Here is a 15,919-nt window from a genome sequence, read left to right on the forward strand (position 1 = left end):
GGCGCGGCCACGATTCTTCATCTGTGCGGGATCCACGCACGATTCTGCTTTCGCGTGCTGAAGCCCGAACGATGCTGCGTTGGTGACGGGATCCGGTAGCGAACGCAGCATCCTTCGCCCCCTCACGCACGAACGCAGAATCTTGCGTCCCCCCGAGCCACGCTCCGAGAGGCCGACCGAGCCCGGACTCGTCCGCCGGTCGAGGCCCTTTCGGAGAGCAGGTCGACGACGAGCCACAGCGACGCATGAGCAAGGAACGACCTATCCGGAGCAATGCAGCCGCAGGTCGAGACCGAGCCAGAGCGACGCAGCCGCAGGTCGAGACCCAGCCGGAGCGACGCAGCCGCAGGCGAAGACCCACCCCGAAGCCCCGCAGCCGTCGGGGGACCACTCACGGCAACCCCGACGCATGACGACTGAACGGTTTCTGTCGGGACGCCTGCCTAGCGTCGGCGACATGAACCCCGAATCCGTCGTGATCGACTGCGACAGCTGCCTCGTCCGCAGTCCCAGCGCGTGCGGCGACTGCGTGGTCAGCGTGCTGCTCGGCGGTCCGCCCCAGGGTGTCGAGGTCGACGCCGAGGAGATGGCCGCACTCACCGCCCTCGCCGACGAGGGTCTCGTGCCACCGCTGAGGCTCGTCACCCCCGTCTCCGGACCTGACGTCCAGGCCGGGTGACGCACCTCACCCCGCACAGGGCCCACGCGGTCCGTCGAGGGGTCGGGTCGTCGCCCGCTTCCTCGCGCCCTCGGTTAGACTCGGCAACCGTGCGTCCGGAGCATGCTGCTCACCCAGAGCGACATCGGAGGCACCGCCGAACCGCCGCGGACGTGGGGAAGACGTCCAGGGCGGACCGGGGAACCACGTTCCTGGGGTGAATCGCACGGGCGCCCGCGCCCGTGGGTAGGGCAGACCTTGGCCCGAACCCGTCAGCTCACCCGGTAGGCGTCGAGGACACTGGAGGGTGCACGTGCACCGACGAGGCCTGGCCCGTACACGCAGCACACGATCGACCCTGGCCACCGCAGCGGTGGCGGCCCTGACCATCGGCGTCACCGTCGGAGTGGTCGGCCCCGCGCAGGCGGACCCGGTGACCACCGAGGACGTCGAGGCCGCCTTCCACGACGTCGAGGTGGTGGCCGAGCAGGTCAACCAGCTCGACGAGGACGTCAAGGACACGCGCGCCGAGATCGCCGACCTCGACGACGACATCGCCGACCAGCTGGCCGTCTACCGCAAGCAGCGCGACGCGCTGGGCGCCTCGGTCGTGCAGCAGCAGCTCGACTCGCCGCTGGGCCCCACGGTGAGCCTGTTCGGCAGCCAGGACCCCGAGGAGTTCCTCGAGGGCCTCGGTGCGGTCCAGGCGCTCAACAGCACGCGCGCCGACGCCGTCGAGTCCTTCGCCGCAACGGCCAAGGAGCTCAAGAACCGACGCGCCAGCCTGAAGGACCGCAAGACCGAGCTCGAGCGCGATCGCAAGAAGGCTGACGCGAAGCGCGCCCAGATCAAGGCCAAGTACGAGGACGCCAAGGCCGAGCTGGCCCGTCTGACGGCCGCCGAGCAGGCCGCCTTCAACACCAGCGACGTCGAGATCGGCTTCGAGGTCGACGCGAGCGGCCGCGCCAAGGCCGCGATCGACTTCGCGACCGCCCAGCTGGGCAAGCCCTACATCTACGGCGGCACCGGGCCGAAGGGCTACGACTGCTCCGGCCTGGTCATGAAGGCCTTCGCCGCGGCCGGCGTCTCGCTGCCCCGCGTCGTGGGTCCGCAGTACGCCGCGTCGCGCAAGATCTCCATGAGCGAGCTCCAGCCCGGCGACATCGTCTTCTACGGCGACATGTCGCACGACGGCATCTACATCGGCAACGGCAAGGTCATCCACGCGCCCCGGCCGGGCAAGAGCATCGAGGTCACGAGCGTGTCCTACGGGTTCACCAAGGCCGGACGCGTCGTCTGAGCCGACCCGTGCCGGGTGTCGGATGACGGCGAGATCATGACGGGCGCCCCGTGAGGAGGCCTTCGGCCAACATCACGGCCGCGCTCGTCCTCCTCGGGGTCGCGCTCGCGGTGCTGCTCTGGCAGCGGCCCTGGTCAGGCGGGTCGGAGGACGCGGACGTCGTCGCGATCCCCGACGACGCACGTGTCGTGCTGGCGGACCAGCTGACCGCGCTCTCACGGGCCACGACGGAGCAGGAGTTCGTCGCCGCAGCCGGCGAGGGGTCCCGGGCGCGCACGTTCGCCGAGCAGGCCTGGCAGGCGCGCGAGGCGCTCTCGGTGACCGACGTGTCGCTGCGCTACGTCTCGGGCGGTGACGTGGCGGACCGCGCCGACGGCTCCACCCTCGCGACGGTCGAGGTCTCGTGGCGGGCCGGTGACGCGTCGCCCGTGGCCGGCACGAGCGTCCGGTCCACGCAGGTGGGGCTGCGCCTCGACCCCCGGGACGACGGCACCTTCGCCGTGCGCGGGGCCGCGGCCGTGGGGGACCGCCTCCCGCTCTGGCTGGCGGGCGACGTGCGTGTCCAGTCGGCAGGCGACGCGGTCCGCGTGGTGAGCATCGACGGTGGCGTGCCCGACCTCGACGCCCTGGCCGCGGCCAGGGCTGCGGACCGCAGCGTGCGGGCGACGGTGCCGGAGGCCGACGGTCGGCTCACGGTGATCGCCCCCAGCAGCAGGGCCACGACCGCGGCGCTGGTGGGCCAGTCCCAGGAGGACGTGGCCGCGATCGCCGGTGTCACGACCACCGTCGACGGCTCCACCGGGACCGCGCGGGTCGTGGTGCTCAACCCCGACCTCTTCGCCGGCATGGACGCCCGCGCCCGGCAGGTCGTCATCACGCACGAGGCCGCGCACCTGCTCACCGGAGCGGTCGGGACCTCGATGGTGACGTGGGTGGCCGAGGGCTTCGCCGACTACGTGGCGCTGCGCGACGACGACGCGCCGCTCGCGGTGAGCGCCGGGCAGATCCTCGCCCAGGTCCGTGCCGACGGCCCGCCCGACGCCCTTCCCGACGCCCAGGCCTTCGCCTCCGCCGGCGGGCACGGGCTCGGCGCGGTCTACGAGTCCGCATGGCTCGTCTTCGAGATGCTCGCCGACGAGACGTCGAACGACCGGATCGTGGCCTTCTACGAGGACGTGCGTGACGGTGGCGACGTCGCGGACGCCGCCCGGGAGCGCCTCGGGCTGAGCGTCGAGCAGATCACCGCCCGGTGGCGCGCCTACCTGGAGAAGAGCGCCTCGACCGTGTCGTGAAGGTCGCGCAGCACCGCGGTCCGCTTGACCTTGAACGACGGCGTCAGGTAGCCGTTCTCCTCGGTCCAGTCGTCGTCGAGGATGACGAACTTGCGGATCGACTCCGCCTGCGAGACCAGGGCGTTGGCGTCGTCGACGGCCTGCTGGACCTGCGTCTCCAGCTCGGGGGAGTCCAGGGGTCCGGTCCAGGCCTCCCGGTCGATCGTCACGAGCGCGGCGATGAACGGCTTGCCGTCGCCGACCACGAGGCACTGGCTCACCAGCGGGTGGGCGCGGACCCGGTCCTCGAGCACCGCGGGGGCGACGTTCTTGCCGCCGGCGGTCACGATGATCTCCTTCTTGCGACCGGTGATGCGGACGAAGCCGTCGTCGTCTACGTCGCCGAGGTCGCCGGTGGCGAACCAGCCGTCGGGGTCGAGCGCCCCGGCCGTGGCCTCGTCGTTGTTCCAGTACCCGGTGAACACCTGGGGGCCGCGGAACAGCAGCTCGCCGTCGTCGCCAACCCGTACCTCGGTCTCGGGGAACGGACGCCCGACCGTCCCGATGCGCTGGTCGGACGGCGTGTTCACGCACAGTGCTGCCGTGGTCTCGGTGAGGCCGTAGCCCTCGAGCACCGTGACGCCGATGCCCCGGTAGAAGTGCGCCAGCCGGTCGCCGAGCGGCGCGCCGCCGGAGATCGCCCACTCGGCGTGGCCACCCAGCGCCTGACGCAGCTTGGCGAACACCAGCCGGTCGAAGAGGGCGTGCTTGGCGCGCAGGGCCGCCCCCACCCGCTTGGGCTTCCCGCGCCTCGTCGTCGCGTCCTGGGCCTTGCTGTAGGCGATCGCCGTCGCCACGGCCCGGTCGAAGATCGGACCCTTGCCGTCGGCGTAGGCCTTGGTGCTCGCGGAGTTGAAGACCTTCTCGAAGACGCGGGGGACCGCCAGGACGAACGTGGGCTGGTACTCGCCGAGGTCGGCCACCAGGTCCTTCACGTCGGCCGTGTGGCCCAGCCGGGTGCCGGAGCGGATGGCGCCGACCTGGATGATCCGCGCGAACACGTGCGCCAGCGGCAGGAAGAGCAGTGTCGAGGCGTTCTCGCGGCCGAACAGATCGGGCAGCTGCTCGAGCGCCCCGGAGAGCTCGGCCCGGAAGTTGCCGTGCGTGAGCCGGCAGCCCTTGGGACGGCCCGTGGTGCCCGACGTGTAGATGAGGGTGGCGAGCGAGTCCGACGTGAGGGTCGCCCTGGCCTGCTCGAGCTGTGCGTCGCTGACGCCCGCGGCGGCGGAGCGGACCTCGTCGAGGCCGCCCTCGTCGATGGTCCACACGTGCTTCAGGTCCGGGGCGTCGCGACGGGCCTCGTCGACCCGTCCGAGGTGCTGTGCGCTCTCCACGACGGCTGCGACGGCGCCGGAGTCGGAGAGGATCCACGCCACCTGGTCGGTCGAGGACGTCTCGTAGATGGGCACGGTGACCGCTCCGGCCCACCACACGGCGTAGTCCACGAGCGTCCACTCGTACCGCGTGCGCGACAGGAGGGCGACCCGGTCGCCCGGCCGGACGCCTGCCGCGAGGAGTCCCTTGGCGACGGTGACGACGTCGGCGTGGAACGCGCCGATCGTCACGTCGGACCAGCCGTCCGGCCCACGTCGGGCGAGGGCCACGGCCTCCGGATCGGCCGCGAGGCGGTCGAGCACGTCGTCGGTCAGGTTGCCCCGGTCGGGGCGTCCGTCCGACGCGGCAGGGTCAGGTCGGTCACCGTCCGCAGCGTTCACGTACGGCAGGCTACTCGGCGTCGAACGGGCACGGGAGCCGCGGGGCGGACGTGGAGCGGCGTCCCACTACGATGAGGATCCCGAGGAAGCGAGGAGGGCCCATGGCGCGCACCACGAGCGACATCGTCATCGATGCCGCACCGTCGGACGTCATGGCCGTGATCGCCGACTTCGACGCCTATCCGTCGTGGGCCACCGGCGTCCGCAGCGCCGAGGTGGTCGAGCCGGGAGCTGCCGGCGACTCCGTCGGCGATCGGGCCGACCGGGTCCGTTTCACCCTCGACGCCGCACCCATCCGCGACACCTACGAGCTGCTCTACACCTGGGACGGCGACCGGTCGGTGTCGTGGAGCCTGGCGGAGAAGGCCACGGTGCTGACCGCGCTCGACGGCACGTACGCGCTGGCCGAGGTGGCCGGCGGGACGCGGGTGACCTACCAGCTCGCCGTCGACGTCGCCGTGCCGCTGCTCGGCACGCTCAAGCGCAAGGCCGAGAAGGTCATCATCGACGCGGCCCTGAGCGGCTTGAAGCAACGGGTCGAGACTCTTGGCTGACGACGAGGTGGGGTCGCTGGGACAGGAGACCCTCAAGCTGTTGCGAGCGCTCGCCGTCGACGCCGACACCACGGCGCCCCGGCGGAACGACGCCGACGCCGGGTCGCCCGACGCCGACGCCGACGCGCACGTGTGCACCACGTCGTGGTGCCCGGTGTGCCAGGTGGTGGGCTTCGTGAAGACCAACCCCGACGTGGTCGAGGAGGTCGCCGTGGCGGCGCTGCACTTCGCGCGCACCGTGCGCGACGCGTTCGAGACCGCGTTGCGCCAGGGCGACGGCACCCACGACACGAGCGACCGACGTACCGACGAGGGAGAGGCGAGCCGATGAGCTCGACGCACGACCACGACACGCGCCTCGGCGTGGGGGTCGACATCGGCGGCACCAAGATCGCCGCCGGCCTCGTGGGGCCCGACGGCACCATCCTGGCCAGCGTCTCGGAGCCCACGCCCGACGCCGACGCCATCGCCGGGCTCGTGGCCGACCTGGTGGGCCGGCTCCGTGCGCAGGCCCAGCACCCGGTCGCCGGGATCGGTGTGGGTGCGGCGGGGTTCGTCGCGGCGGACCGGTCCACGGTCACCTTCGCCCCCAACATCGACTGGCGCGACGAGCCGCTGGGCGAGCGGATCGCCCAGCTGGTCGAGCTGCCCGTCGTCGTCGAGAACGACGCCAACGCCGCGGCCTGGGGCGAGTACCGGTTCGGCGCCGGCGCCGACTCCGACGACCTGCTGCTCGTGACCATCGGTACCGGGGTCGGTGGTGGCGTGATCCAGGACGGCGACCTCATGCGCGGCGGGTTCGGCGCGGCGGCCGAGATCGGGCACCTGCGGCTCGTCCGCGACGGGCGCCTGTGCGGGTGCGGTCAGCACGGGTGCTTCGAGAAGTACGCGAGCGGCAGCGCCCTCGTGGCCGAGGCACGTGAACGGGCTGCGAGCGACGACCCGGCAGCGGCGGCCCTCGTGGCCCGCGCCGGTGGCGTCGCGAAGATCAAGGGTCCGCTGGTCACCGACCTCGCCCAGGAGGGCGACCCGTTCGCGGTGGACCTGCTGCGCGACCTCGGGGCCTGGATCGGCGAGGGCTGCGCCTCGCTCGCCGCCGTGCTCGACCCGAGCGTCATCGTGATCGGGGGCGGGGTCGGGGCAGCCGCCGACCTCCTGCTCGACCCCGTGCGGGAGGCCTTCGAGGAGCACCTGCCCGCGCGCTTCCACCGTCGTGTGGCCGAGGTGCGCCTCGCGACCCTCGGCAACGACGCCGGCATCGTCGGCGCCGCCGACCTCGGCCGCTCCGCCCGCAGTGCGACGGCGCAGAGGGTCGGCTCCGCACCCGGCTCAGGAACAGGGGACTGACATGGCGGACAGGTTGGCCGTCGGCATCGACATCGGCGGCACCAAGATCGCGGCCGGCGTGGTCGACGAGGACGGACGGGTCGTCGCCCGCACCCGCCGCGAGACGCCCACGACCGAGCCGGAGGCCGTGCTCGACGCGATCACCGAGATCACGGCGGAGTTCCGCGCCGAGCTCCCGGTCAAGGCCGTGGGCATCGGCGCCGCAGGCTTCGTCGACGCGTCGCAGTCGACCGTCCTCTTCGCGCCGCACCTGGCGTGGCGGCACGAGCCGCTGCGCGACCGGGTCGCCCGCCGGACGATGCTGCCCGTGATGGTCGACAACGACGCCAACACCAGCGGTTGGGCCGAGTGGCGGTTCGGGGCCGCGCAGAACGAGCCCGACCTGGTCCTCATCACGCTCGGCACCGGCATCGGCGGCGCGCTCGTCATCGACGGACTGCCGTACCGCGGCCACTTCGGCATCGCGGGGGAGTTCGGGCACATGCAGGTCGTGCCCGGCGGCAACCGGTGCGAGTGCGGGAACCTCGGTTGCTGGGAGCAGTACGCCAGCGGGCGCGTGCTCGGACGTCGGGCGGCGGCGGCGGTGGCCGAGGGCTCGCCCATCGGCCGCCGGCTGGCCGAGGCCGCCGGTGGGGCCGATCGCGTCGAGGGGGCGCACGTCACTCCGCTCGCGCAGGACGGCGACGAGGAGGCGATCTCCTGGATCGCCGACGTCGGCGACTGGCTCGGCGTCGGCATGGCCAACCTCGCCGCGGCGCTCGACCCCGGTCTGTTCGTCGTCGGCGGAGGGGTGAGCGACGCCGGCGAGATGCTGCTGGGCCCGGCACGCGAGGCCTACTCGCGCACGCTGACGGGTCGCGGCTACCGGTCCGAGGCCCGGATCGTCCGCGCGCACCTCGGCCCCGAGGCCGGGCTGATCGGCGCGGCCGACATGGCCCGACTCACAGCGCGGCGCCGTCGTCCGGCCAATCCCGCTGCGAGGGTCCGTGTTCGGGCAGCTGCGCGATCAAGTAGATCGCCGAGGCGACGAAGGTGAGGGCCGCGCCGAGCAGGACGGGGCTGGACAACCACTGACCCGCCAGCGAGGCGAACATGAGCAGCAGCGGCGATCCCACCAGGCCGCCCCAGGCGACGGCTCGCCCACGGTGCATGGGCCGACCCGGACCCGGGTCGACCCGACGGTAGAACTGCTCGTCCACCGGGTCGGGCTCGTCGTCGAGCTCGAACGGCTCGGGCTCGGCAGGCTCCTCGACCGGTGCCGGGTCGGGCTCGTCGGCCTCCGCGGGGAAGGGCAGGTCGAGGTCGAGGCGGCTGACGATGTCGTCGAACGCGTCGCGCCCGCCCTCGTCGGGACCGTCGCCCGGTGCGTTCCCGTCCGGTCCTGTGTCGCCCGGCCCTCGCCCGCCCGAGCCGGGGCCGCCCACGTCAGCCACCGGCGCGTCCCGGCCCTGCGTGCTCGGCGATGAAGGCGGCGGAGCGCTCGAAGATCTGCGGAGCGTCGTTGTCGAGGGTGGCCACGTGGTAGCTGTTCTCGAGCGTGACGAACTCCCCGAGCCCGGGGCGCAGCCCTTCGCGCACCAGCGACAGGGTGCTGTCGTCGACGACGTGGTCGTCGGTGGAGCGGAAGAAGAGCACCGGGGCCTTGATCCGTCCGAGGTCGGCCCGCACGTCGCCCCAGAGCTGCATCATCGAGTGCAGGGCCCTCAGCGGCGTGCGGTCGTACGCGTTCTCCTCGATCCCCGGCTTCTTGATGTCGCCACCGATCGCCTCGAGCGAGGGGACGACCCACTTGAGGAGGGGGACGGCCTTCAGTCGCGGGTCGCGCGAGGCGATGGCGGGATTGACCACGACCACCGCGTCGACGTCGTGCGGACGCTGCTCGGCCAGCCGCAGGGCGAGGCAGCCGCCCATGGAGAGCCCACCTACGACGACCCGCTCGCAGGTGTCGCGCAGGATGTCCAGCTCGGTCTCGAGCGCGCCGTACCAGTCCGACCAGGTGGTGCGGTTCATCTGCTGCCACGTCGTGCCGTGGCCGGGCAGACGGGGCACCCGCACCGTGTAGCCCCGGTCGGCGAGGTCGCGACCCCAGGGGACCATCGAGTACGGCGAGCCGGTGAAGCCGTGGCTCAGCAGGACCCCGACGGGTCCGCCGTCGCTCGTGAAGGGCTCGGCTCCCGGCACGACGGAGGGCTGCGACGCGCTGGATCCGGAGGAGGTGGGGCTCATGGATGCATCCTCCCTCACGGTGTCGCCACCGTGCACCCCCCTGAGCGCGGTAGTGTCCGGGTGACGCTGAGGAGGCGACGTTGTTCTACTGGTTCCTGAAGTTCCTGGCGCTGGGTCCGCTGTTGAAGCTGATCTTCCGGCCCTGGGCCGAGGGCACCGAGAACGTGCCCAAGGACGGGGCGGTCATCCTGGCCAGCAACCACCTGTCCTACAGCGACTGGCTCTTCATGCCGCTGGTCATCCCGCGTCGCGTGACCTTCGTGGCCAAGGCCGAGTACTTCGAGTCGCCCGGCATCAAGGGCTGGTTCCAGAAGAAGTTCTTCTCCGGTGCAGGCCAGGTCCCGATCGACCGGTCGAGCGGCTCCGCCGCCGCCGGCGCCATCGCGACCCAGCTGCGGCTGCTCTCCGAGGGCGAGGTGTGCGGGATCTACCCCGAGGGCACCCGCTCCCACGACGGCAAGCTGTACCGCGGTCGCACGGGCGTCGCGCGGATCGCGCTGGAGGCGGGCGTACCGGTCATCCCGCTCGCCGTCATCAACACCGACGTCGTCGCGCCCCCCGGCAAGGTCTTCGGCAAGATGGCTCGCCCGGGCGTCCGCTTCGGCGAGCCGCTCGACTTCAGCCGCTACGAGGGCCTCGAGGGCGATCGCTTCATCCTGCGCGCCGTCACCGACGAGATCATGTACGAGATCATGCGCCTCTCCGGCCAGGAGTACGTCGACCTCTACGCCCAGGACGCCAAGAAGCGCGACAAGGAGTCGGAGCGCGCGGCCGCCAAGGCGGTCGAGCGCGCCGAGTCCGACGAGGTGTGGGACCAGATCAAGCCCGAGTGAGGCCCACCCCGGCACGAGGCGGGCACGACGTCGGTACCGACGAAGGAGCGAGCCATGCGGATCGGAGTACTGACCGGGGGCGGTGACTGCCCCGGACTCAACGCGGTGATCCGGGCGGTGGTCCGCAAGGGGGTCCAGACGTTCGATGACGAGTTCATCGGCTTCCGTGACGGCTGGCGCGGCCCGCTCGAGGACGACGCCCGCGAGCTGGGCGTCGCCGACGTCCGGGGCATCCTGCCGCGTGGCGGCACCATCCTGGGCTCGTCGCGGACCAACCCGTTCGCCGTCGAGGGCGGCGTGGAGCGGATCCGCGCGACGCTCGAGTCCCGCGGCTGCGACGCACTGATCGCCATCGGTGGCGAGGACACCCTCGGGGTCGCCACCCGCCTCGCCGAGCTCGGCGTGGCCGTCGTCGGCGTGCCGAAGACCATCGACAACGACCTGTCGGGGACCGACTTCACGTTCGGCTTCGACACCGCCGTCAACATCGCCACCGAGGCGATCGACCGGCTGCACACGACGGCCGAGTCGCACCACCGGGTGCTGGTGGTGGAGGTCATGGGGCGCCACGCCGGCTGGATCGCCCTGCACTCCGGGCTCGCCGGGGGCGCGAACATCATCCTGATCCCGGAACGGCCGTTCGACATCGACAAGGTCTGCGCGCAGGTGGAGAGCCGGTTCGCCACAAGGTTCTCGCCCATCGTGGTCGTGTCCGAGGGAGCAGTGCCGATCGCCTCGCCCGACGGCACGGGCATGACGCTGCAGTCCGGCGAGAAGGATGCCTTCGGCCACGTGCGGCTCGGTGGCGTGGGGGAGCGGCTGGCGCAGGAGATCGAGGAGCGCACCGGCAAGGAGGCGCGGGCCGTGGTGCTGGGCCACGTGCAGCGCGGCGGCACCCCGACCGCGTTCGACCGGTGGCTCGCCACCCGCCTGGGGCTGCACGCCATCCAGGCCGTGCACGACGGCGACTTCGGCATGATGATGGCGTTGCGTGGCACCGACATCGTCCGGGTCCCGCTCAGCGAGGGGACCGGTGAGCTCAAGCTCGTCCGGCCCGAGCTCTACGAGGAGGCCGAGGTGCTGTTCGGATGAGTGAAGGACGCGACGTCGAGGACGTCTGGAGCTACCCGCGACCGCCTGCAGTCGAGCCCAGCGACGAGCTGGTCGTCGTCGAGCTCGGTGGTGTCGAGATCCTGCGGACCACGCACAGCTACCGCGTGCTCGAGACCAGTCACCCGCCGACCTACTACCTGCCCGTCGACGCCGTGGCCGAGGGCGTGCTCCGGCCGATCGCCGGCACCACGGTCTGCGAGTTCAAGGGTGAGGCGAGCTACTGGGACCTCGTCGTCGGCGACCGCGTCGTCCCCGCCGGAGCCTGGACCTACCCCCGGCCCCGGCCCGGCTACGAGATGCTCCTCGACCACCTGGCCCTCTACCCCGGCCGCATGGACCGCTGCACCGTCGACGGCGAGGTCGTCCAGGCCCAGGACGGCGACTTCTACGGCGGCTGGATCACCTCGCGCGTGAGCGGACCGTTCAAGGGGGCTCCGGGAACGCTGGGATGGTAGGCGGCTCGCGGCTCGTTCCTCGCCGCTTCGGCGGCTCCTTCGTCGCCGCCCTGGGCTCCGCCCAGCCGCCTGTCTCGCTTCGCTCGACCTGTGGTGGCTGGGGTCGCCGACCTGGGCTTCGGCCGGCAGCGTGTCGCCCCGGCGGCGTCCACGTGCGCGTGGGTGGTCGTGGGCGCGGACGGGGTCCCCGTATCCTTGACCGGTGAGCATTCCGAGCCTTGACGACCTCCATGCGATGGGTGCTGCCCAGCAGCCCACGTATGCCGACCCTGCTGCGCGCGAGCGTGCGCTCGGGCAGCTGCGCCGGATGCCACCGCTCGTGTTTGCCGGCGAGTGCGACGACCTCCGCGACCGGATGGCCGCCGTGGCGCGCGGCGAGGCCTTCCTGCTGCAGGGCGGCGACTGCGCCGAGACGTTCGAGGGCGTCACCGCCGAGAACGTCCGCAACAAGCTGCGGGTGCTGCTGTCGATGGCCGTCGTGCTGACCTACGCGGCGAGCGTGCCGGTCGTCAAGCTCGGTCGCCTCGGTGGCCAGTACGCCAAGCCGCGGTCCCGCGACACCGAGACCCGTGACGGCATCACGCTGCCGGCGTACCGCGGTGACGCCGTCAACGGCTTCGACTTCACCCCCGAGTCGCGCGTGCACGACCCGCAGCGACTCGTCGACGTCTACAACGCCTCCAGTGCCACCCTGAACCTCGCCCGTGCCTTCACCACCGGTGGCTACGCGGACCTTCGCCAGATGCACGAGTGGAACAAGGACTTCGTCAAGAACAGCCCGGTCGGCGTCAGCTACGAGAAGGTCGGCGGCGAGATCGACCGCGCCCTCGCCTTCATGGACGCCATCGGCGTGGAGCCCGACGCCTTCCGCTCGGTCGACTTCTACTCCTCGCACGAGGCCCTGATCCTCGAGTACGAGCACGCCCTCACCCGCATCGACTCACGCACCGAGCAGCCGTACGACGTCTCCGGCCACTTCGTGTGGATCGGCGAGCGCACCCGTCAGCTCGACGGCGCCCACGTGGAGCTGCTGAGCCACATCGCCAACCCCATCGGCGTCAAGCTCGGCCCCACCACCTCGGCCGACGACGCGATCGCCCTCTACGAGAAGCTCAACCCCGAGCGCACGCCCGGCAAGGTCACGTTCATCACGCGGTTCGGCGCCGGCAAGATCCGCGACCTCCTGCCCGCCCTCGTCGAGAAGGTCACCGCTGCCGGGCTCGACGTCGCGTGGGTGTGCGACCCGATGCACGGCAACACGTTCGAAGCGTCCACCGGCTACAAGACGCGGGAGTTCGACGACGTCATCGACGAGACCCGCGGCTTCTTCGAGGTGCACCGCTCGCTCGGCACGTGGCCGGGTGGCCTGCACGTCGAGCTCACCGGCGACGACGTCACCGAGTGCGTCGGTGGCGGGCGTCGGCTGTCGGCCGAGGACCTCGCGACGCGCTACGAGACGCTGTGCGACCCGCGGCTCAACCGGGAGCAGTCGCTCGAGCTCGCGTTCCTCGTCGCCGACATGCTGCGCGAGCGCTGACCGACCCCTCGGCGGTCAGCGACCGTCGAGCGGCACCCGCAGCGTCATGAGCGTGGTGGCGAGCGCGTCGTACTGCCCGCACAGCATGAGCAGCTCGATCGCGGTCGCCTCGTCGAGGTGCTCGCGCACGCGGGCCCACGTGGCGTCGTCGAGGTCGCGGTCGTGCACCAGTGACGCCGTCGCGTCCAGCAGCACGCGCTGACGATCGGTCCAGCCGTCCCACGTGGCGTCACCGACGTGCTCGACCTGCTCGGGCGTCAGTCCCACCTTGCGGCCGATCCGTCGGTGGTGGTCGAGCTCGTAGTCGCACCCGCGCAGGGTCGCGACGTGCAGGATGACCAGCTCGGTCTCGGTGCGCGGGAGTCGTCCGAACGGCATGAGGGCCGCGCTGAACATCAGCCAGGCGCGGAACAGTCGCCGCTGGCGCCCGAGCGTGGTGAACACGTTCGGGCGGTGGCCACCGATGACGCGGCCCGCGATGCTGCTGATGCCGTGGTTGACGAGGCCGAGGTCGCGTCGGTCACCCGGACCGATGCGCGGCGCGGTGTCGATGGGCTCGGGGGAGGCAGGCGGCGTCGGGGAGGCGGTCACGAGGCCAGCCTAGAGGTGCAACTGGGACGAGTGCACCAGAAACGTGCTGTGGGGTGCGTCGCCCTCGAGCCCGCGGGTGTGGATGCAGGCGCCCGACCGCGAGGTCAGACGTAGATCGTGACGGTCGAGCCGACCTTGGCCTCGCCCGAGCCGGGCTCCTGGAACACGACGCGGTCGGCCCCGGGGATGCGGTTCTTCACGTCGACCTTGAAGCCGGCCTTCTCGAGAGCGGCCACGGCCTCGGTGCGGGGGCGGCCCATGACGTCGGGGACGTCGACGTTCTCGGGCCCGCGGGAGACGACGATCGTGATCGTGTCGCCCTTGAAGCGGGTGCCGTCGGACGGGGACTGGCTGATGACCACGCCCTTGTCGACGTCGTCGGAGAAGCGCTGGGTCACGTTCACGTCGAAGGAGGCGTCCTCCAGCGCCTTCACCGCGTCGGCCTGCGACTTCCCGGTCTGGTCGACCACGTCGATCGGCTGGCGACCGCGACTCACGACGAGGTCGATCACGGTGCCGCGCTTGACCTGCTGACCGACCTTCTGGTCCACGGCGCGGACGATGCGACCCTCGGGGATCTTCTCGCTGTAGGCCTCGGTCACGTCGCCGACCTGCAGCGTCAGCTCCTCGAACGCGACGCGCGCCTGGTCCACGGTCTGTCCCTGGACGTTGGGGATCGCGTAGCGCTCCTTGCCCTTGGAGACCACGGCGTGGATCGTGTCGCCCGGCAGCAGGCGGTCGCCGGCCGCGGGGTCGGTGGAGAGCACCGTGCCGAGCGGGGCGGTCTCGGAGAAGGCTCGACGGGTGACGTCGAGCGTGAAGCCTGCGGCCTCGGCCTCCTCGGCGGCCTGGGCCTCCGCCTGGCCCACCAGCTGGGGCGTGTCGGCGTAGCGGCCCACGCCCAGCCAGTAGCCGAACGCGGCCAAAAGCAGTGCGGCGACGACCGCTGCGACCAGGAGCACGCGTCCGCGCCTGCTCGAACGGTCCTGGTCGCGGGACTGCTGGTAGTCCTCGGCGGTCATGGCGGGGTGGAGGCCCGGTGCCGCGGCGGCCGTCGCCGTCCGGCTGTCGGTCCACGTCTCGCTGCTCCACCGCATGGTGGGCTCGGCGCGCGCGACGACCTCGCCGGTCTCGCGGTCGACGAGCACGGTCTCGCCGCCGTCGTCGAGGTCACTCGCCTCGGCCGGCGTCATCGGGCCCGTGAGCTCGCCGTCCGGTGCCTCGTGCTCGAGGTCGACGGGACGGGTCGGCTCCTCGTCGGCGGCCATCGGACGGGGCCGCAGGTCGGCGGTCAGGTCGGGGTCGTCGTCGAGCCCCTCGGCCAGGGCGCGTTCGACGAGACGCACCTGCCGCAGCAGCACGCCGGCGTCCTGCGACCGCTGGGAGCGGTCGCGGACGGTCGCGCGGGCGACCAGGGCGTCGACGTAGGGCGGGAGGTCAGGACGCACCGCCGACGGGGCGGCGATGTCCTCGTGCACGTGCTTGTAGGCCACCTGGATGGGGGAGTCGCCCGTGTGCGGCTTGGTGCCCGTGAGCATCTCGTAGAGCAGCGCGCCGCACGCGTACACGTCGGACCGTGCGTCGGCGCCCTCGTTGACCACGATCTCGGGCGCCAGGTAGGAGACGGTGCCGATGAGCGTCCCGCCGGTGGCGGTGGTCGCGGCGCTCACGGCCCGCGCCAGGCCGAAGTCGGCGACCTTGACCTCGCCGTCAGGCGTGATGAGGACGTTCTCGGGCTTGACGTCGCGGTGCACCAGGTGGGCCCGGTGGGCCGCCGAGAGCGCGGTGAGCACGTCGGCCAGCAGGTGCAGGGCTCGCAGGGGAGGCATCGGCGTCTCCGCGCGCATGACGTCGCGCAGGGTGCTGCCGGGGACGTACTCCATGACGAGGTAGGTGACGTCGCCGTCGCGCCCCTGGTCGAAGACCGCCACCACGCCACGGTGGTTCAGCTTGGCCGCGGCGCGGGCCTCGCGCTCGAAGCGCTGGGAGAACTCGTCGTCGTCGCCGAGGCCGGCGTGCATGACCTTGATCGCGACGGGGCGGTCGAGCCGCTCGTCGTGACCGTGGAACACGCTGGCCATGCCGCCACGGGCGATCCGTTCGCCCACGCGGTAGCGACCGTCGAGGACGCGTCCGACGAGGGCGTCGTCGCGGATGACCGTCACGCCGGACCTCCTCACGTCCGCTCCCAGGGCCGGCTGACCCTGCGACGAGTGTAGAGAACGCCCGCGCGCCGGGCGTGCTCCGCCGCCCGTGTCC

Annotated in this window: 16 protein-coding genes and 1 riboswitch; of the genes, 11 read left to right on the forward strand and 5 right to left on the reverse strand. The window is 72.0% G+C overall.

Features of this window, described 5'->3' with window-relative positions; all coding sequences use genetic code 11:
• Positions 1-457 precede the first annotated feature (457 nt).
• From NBW76_RS08805 to NBW76_RS08815, 3 genes are all read left to right on the forward strand, one after another.
• Positions 458-679 (forward strand): hypothetical protein, encoded by a 222-nt coding sequence (locus NBW76_RS08805; protein WP_055965699.1) that lies wholly within the window; start codon positions 458-460, stop codon positions 677-679.
• Between the two features lie 124 nt (positions 680-803).
• Positions 804-964, forward strand: a riboswitch (cyclic di-AMP (ydaO/yuaA leader).
• 67 nt (positions 965-1,031) lie between these two features.
• The gene (locus NBW76_RS08810) at positions 1,032-1,958 is read left to right on the forward strand and encodes a C40 family peptidase (protein ID WP_056555580.1); all 927 of its coding nucleotides are present in this window, start codon (positions 1,032-1,034) and stop codon (positions 1,956-1,958) included.
• Positions 1,959-2,008: 50 nt separating this feature from the next.
• Complete coding sequence (locus tag NBW76_RS08815; RefSeq protein ID WP_056555581.1) at positions 2,009-3,250, forward strand: hypothetical protein; 1,242 nt, start codon at positions 2,009-2,011, stop codon at positions 3,248-3,250.
• On the opposite strand, the gene NBW76_RS08820 is transcribed toward NBW76_RS08815, so the two are convergent.
• Positions 3,217-5,004: a long-chain fatty acid--CoA ligase gene (locus NBW76_RS08820; RefSeq protein WP_056555584.1), complete on the reverse strand. Its 1,788-nt coding sequence runs from the start codon at positions 5,002-5,004 to the stop codon at positions 3,217-3,219. The genes NBW76_RS08815 and NBW76_RS08820 overlap by 34 nt on opposite strands.
• 101 nt (positions 5,005-5,105) lie before the next feature.
• Here NBW76_RS08820 and NBW76_RS08825 point away from each other — a divergent pair, with 101 nt between their 5' ends.
• The 4 genes from NBW76_RS08825 to NBW76_RS08840 are packed head-to-tail and all read left to right on the forward strand — an operon-like array spanning position 5,106 to position 7,941.
• Positions 5,106-5,558 (forward strand): SRPBCC family protein, encoded by a 453-nt coding sequence (locus NBW76_RS08825; RefSeq protein WP_056555586.1) that lies wholly within the window; start codon positions 5,106-5,108, stop codon positions 5,556-5,558.
• Positions 5,551-5,889 (forward strand): hypothetical protein, encoded by a 339-nt coding sequence (locus NBW76_RS08830; protein WP_156364835.1) that lies wholly within the window; start codon positions 5,551-5,553, stop codon positions 5,887-5,889. Before NBW76_RS08825 ends, NBW76_RS08830 begins: the two co-directional genes overlap by 8 nt.
• Positions 5,886-6,905, forward strand: coding sequence for an ROK family glucokinase (locus NBW76_RS08835; RefSeq protein WP_082481986.1), 1,020 nt, complete (start codon positions 5,886-5,888; stop codon positions 6,903-6,905). Before NBW76_RS08830 ends, NBW76_RS08835 begins: the two co-directional genes overlap by 4 nt.
• 1 nt (position 6,906) lies before the next feature.
• A complete protein-coding gene (locus NBW76_RS08840) occupies positions 6,907-7,941 on the forward strand; it encodes an ROK family glucokinase (protein ID WP_055965714.1) in 1,035 nt (344 codons plus the stop codon).
• Here NBW76_RS08840 and NBW76_RS08845 read toward each other — a convergent pair.
• Both NBW76_RS08845 and NBW76_RS08850 read right to left on the reverse strand, forming a co-directional pair.
• Positions 7,847-8,338: a hypothetical protein gene (locus NBW76_RS08845; protein ID WP_055965717.1), complete on the reverse strand. Its 492-nt coding sequence runs from the start codon at positions 8,336-8,338 to the stop codon at positions 7,847-7,849. The genes NBW76_RS08840 and NBW76_RS08845 overlap by 95 nt on opposite strands.
• A complete protein-coding gene (locus tag NBW76_RS08850) occupies positions 8,331-9,131 on the reverse strand; it encodes a carboxylesterase (protein ID WP_056555592.1) in 801 nt (266 codons plus the stop codon). Before NBW76_RS08850 ends, NBW76_RS08845 begins: the two co-directional genes overlap by 8 nt.
• 80 nt (positions 9,132-9,211) lie before the next feature.
• Between NBW76_RS08850 and NBW76_RS08855 the strand changes: the two genes are divergently transcribed.
• The 4 genes from NBW76_RS08855 (at position 9,212) to NBW76_RS08870 (ending at position 13,069) form a co-directional block, all read left to right on the forward strand.
• Complete coding sequence (locus NBW76_RS08855) at positions 9,212-9,964, forward strand: 1-acyl-sn-glycerol-3-phosphate acyltransferase (RefSeq protein WP_055965721.1); 753 nt, start codon at positions 9,212-9,214, stop codon at positions 9,962-9,964.
• Positions 9,965-10,018: 54 nt separating this feature from the next.
• Positions 10,019-11,056, forward strand: a complete 1,038-nt coding sequence (locus tag NBW76_RS08860; RefSeq protein WP_055965723.1) for a 6-phosphofructokinase — start codon at positions 10,019-10,021, stop codon at positions 11,054-11,056.
• Complete coding sequence (locus NBW76_RS08865; RefSeq protein WP_055965725.1) at positions 11,053-11,532, forward strand: DUF427 domain-containing protein; 480 nt, start codon at positions 11,053-11,055, stop codon at positions 11,530-11,532. Before NBW76_RS08860 ends, NBW76_RS08865 begins: the two co-directional genes overlap by 4 nt.
• A gap of 202 nt (positions 11,533-11,734) precedes the next feature.
• On the forward strand, positions 11,735-13,069 hold the full coding sequence (locus NBW76_RS08870) for a class II 3-deoxy-7-phosphoheptulonate synthase (protein WP_369796998.1): 1,335 nt from the start codon (positions 11,735-11,737) through the stop codon (positions 13,067-13,069).
• 15 nt (positions 13,070-13,084) lie between these two features.
• Here NBW76_RS08870 and NBW76_RS08875 read toward each other — a convergent pair whose 3' ends face one another.
• Both NBW76_RS08875 and pknB read right to left on the reverse strand, forming a co-directional pair.
• Positions 13,085-13,660, reverse strand: a complete 576-nt coding sequence (locus NBW76_RS08875) for a carboxymuconolactone decarboxylase family protein (protein WP_235493019.1) — start codon at positions 13,658-13,660, stop codon at positions 13,085-13,087.
• A gap of 104 nt (positions 13,661-13,764) precedes the next feature.
• The gene (gene pknB, locus NBW76_RS08880; RefSeq protein WP_056555593.1) at positions 13,765-15,825 is read right to left on the reverse strand and encodes a Stk1 family PASTA domain-containing Ser/Thr kinase; all 2,061 of its coding nucleotides are present in this window, start codon (positions 15,823-15,825) and stop codon (positions 13,765-13,767) included.
• Positions 15,826-15,919: the final 94 nt, after the last annotated feature.

The sequence above is a fragment of the Aeromicrobium sp. Leaf245 genome (genome assembly GCF_942548115.1).
Taxonomy (GTDB): Bacteria; Actinomycetota; Actinomycetes; order Propionibacteriales; family Nocardioidaceae; genus Aeromicrobium.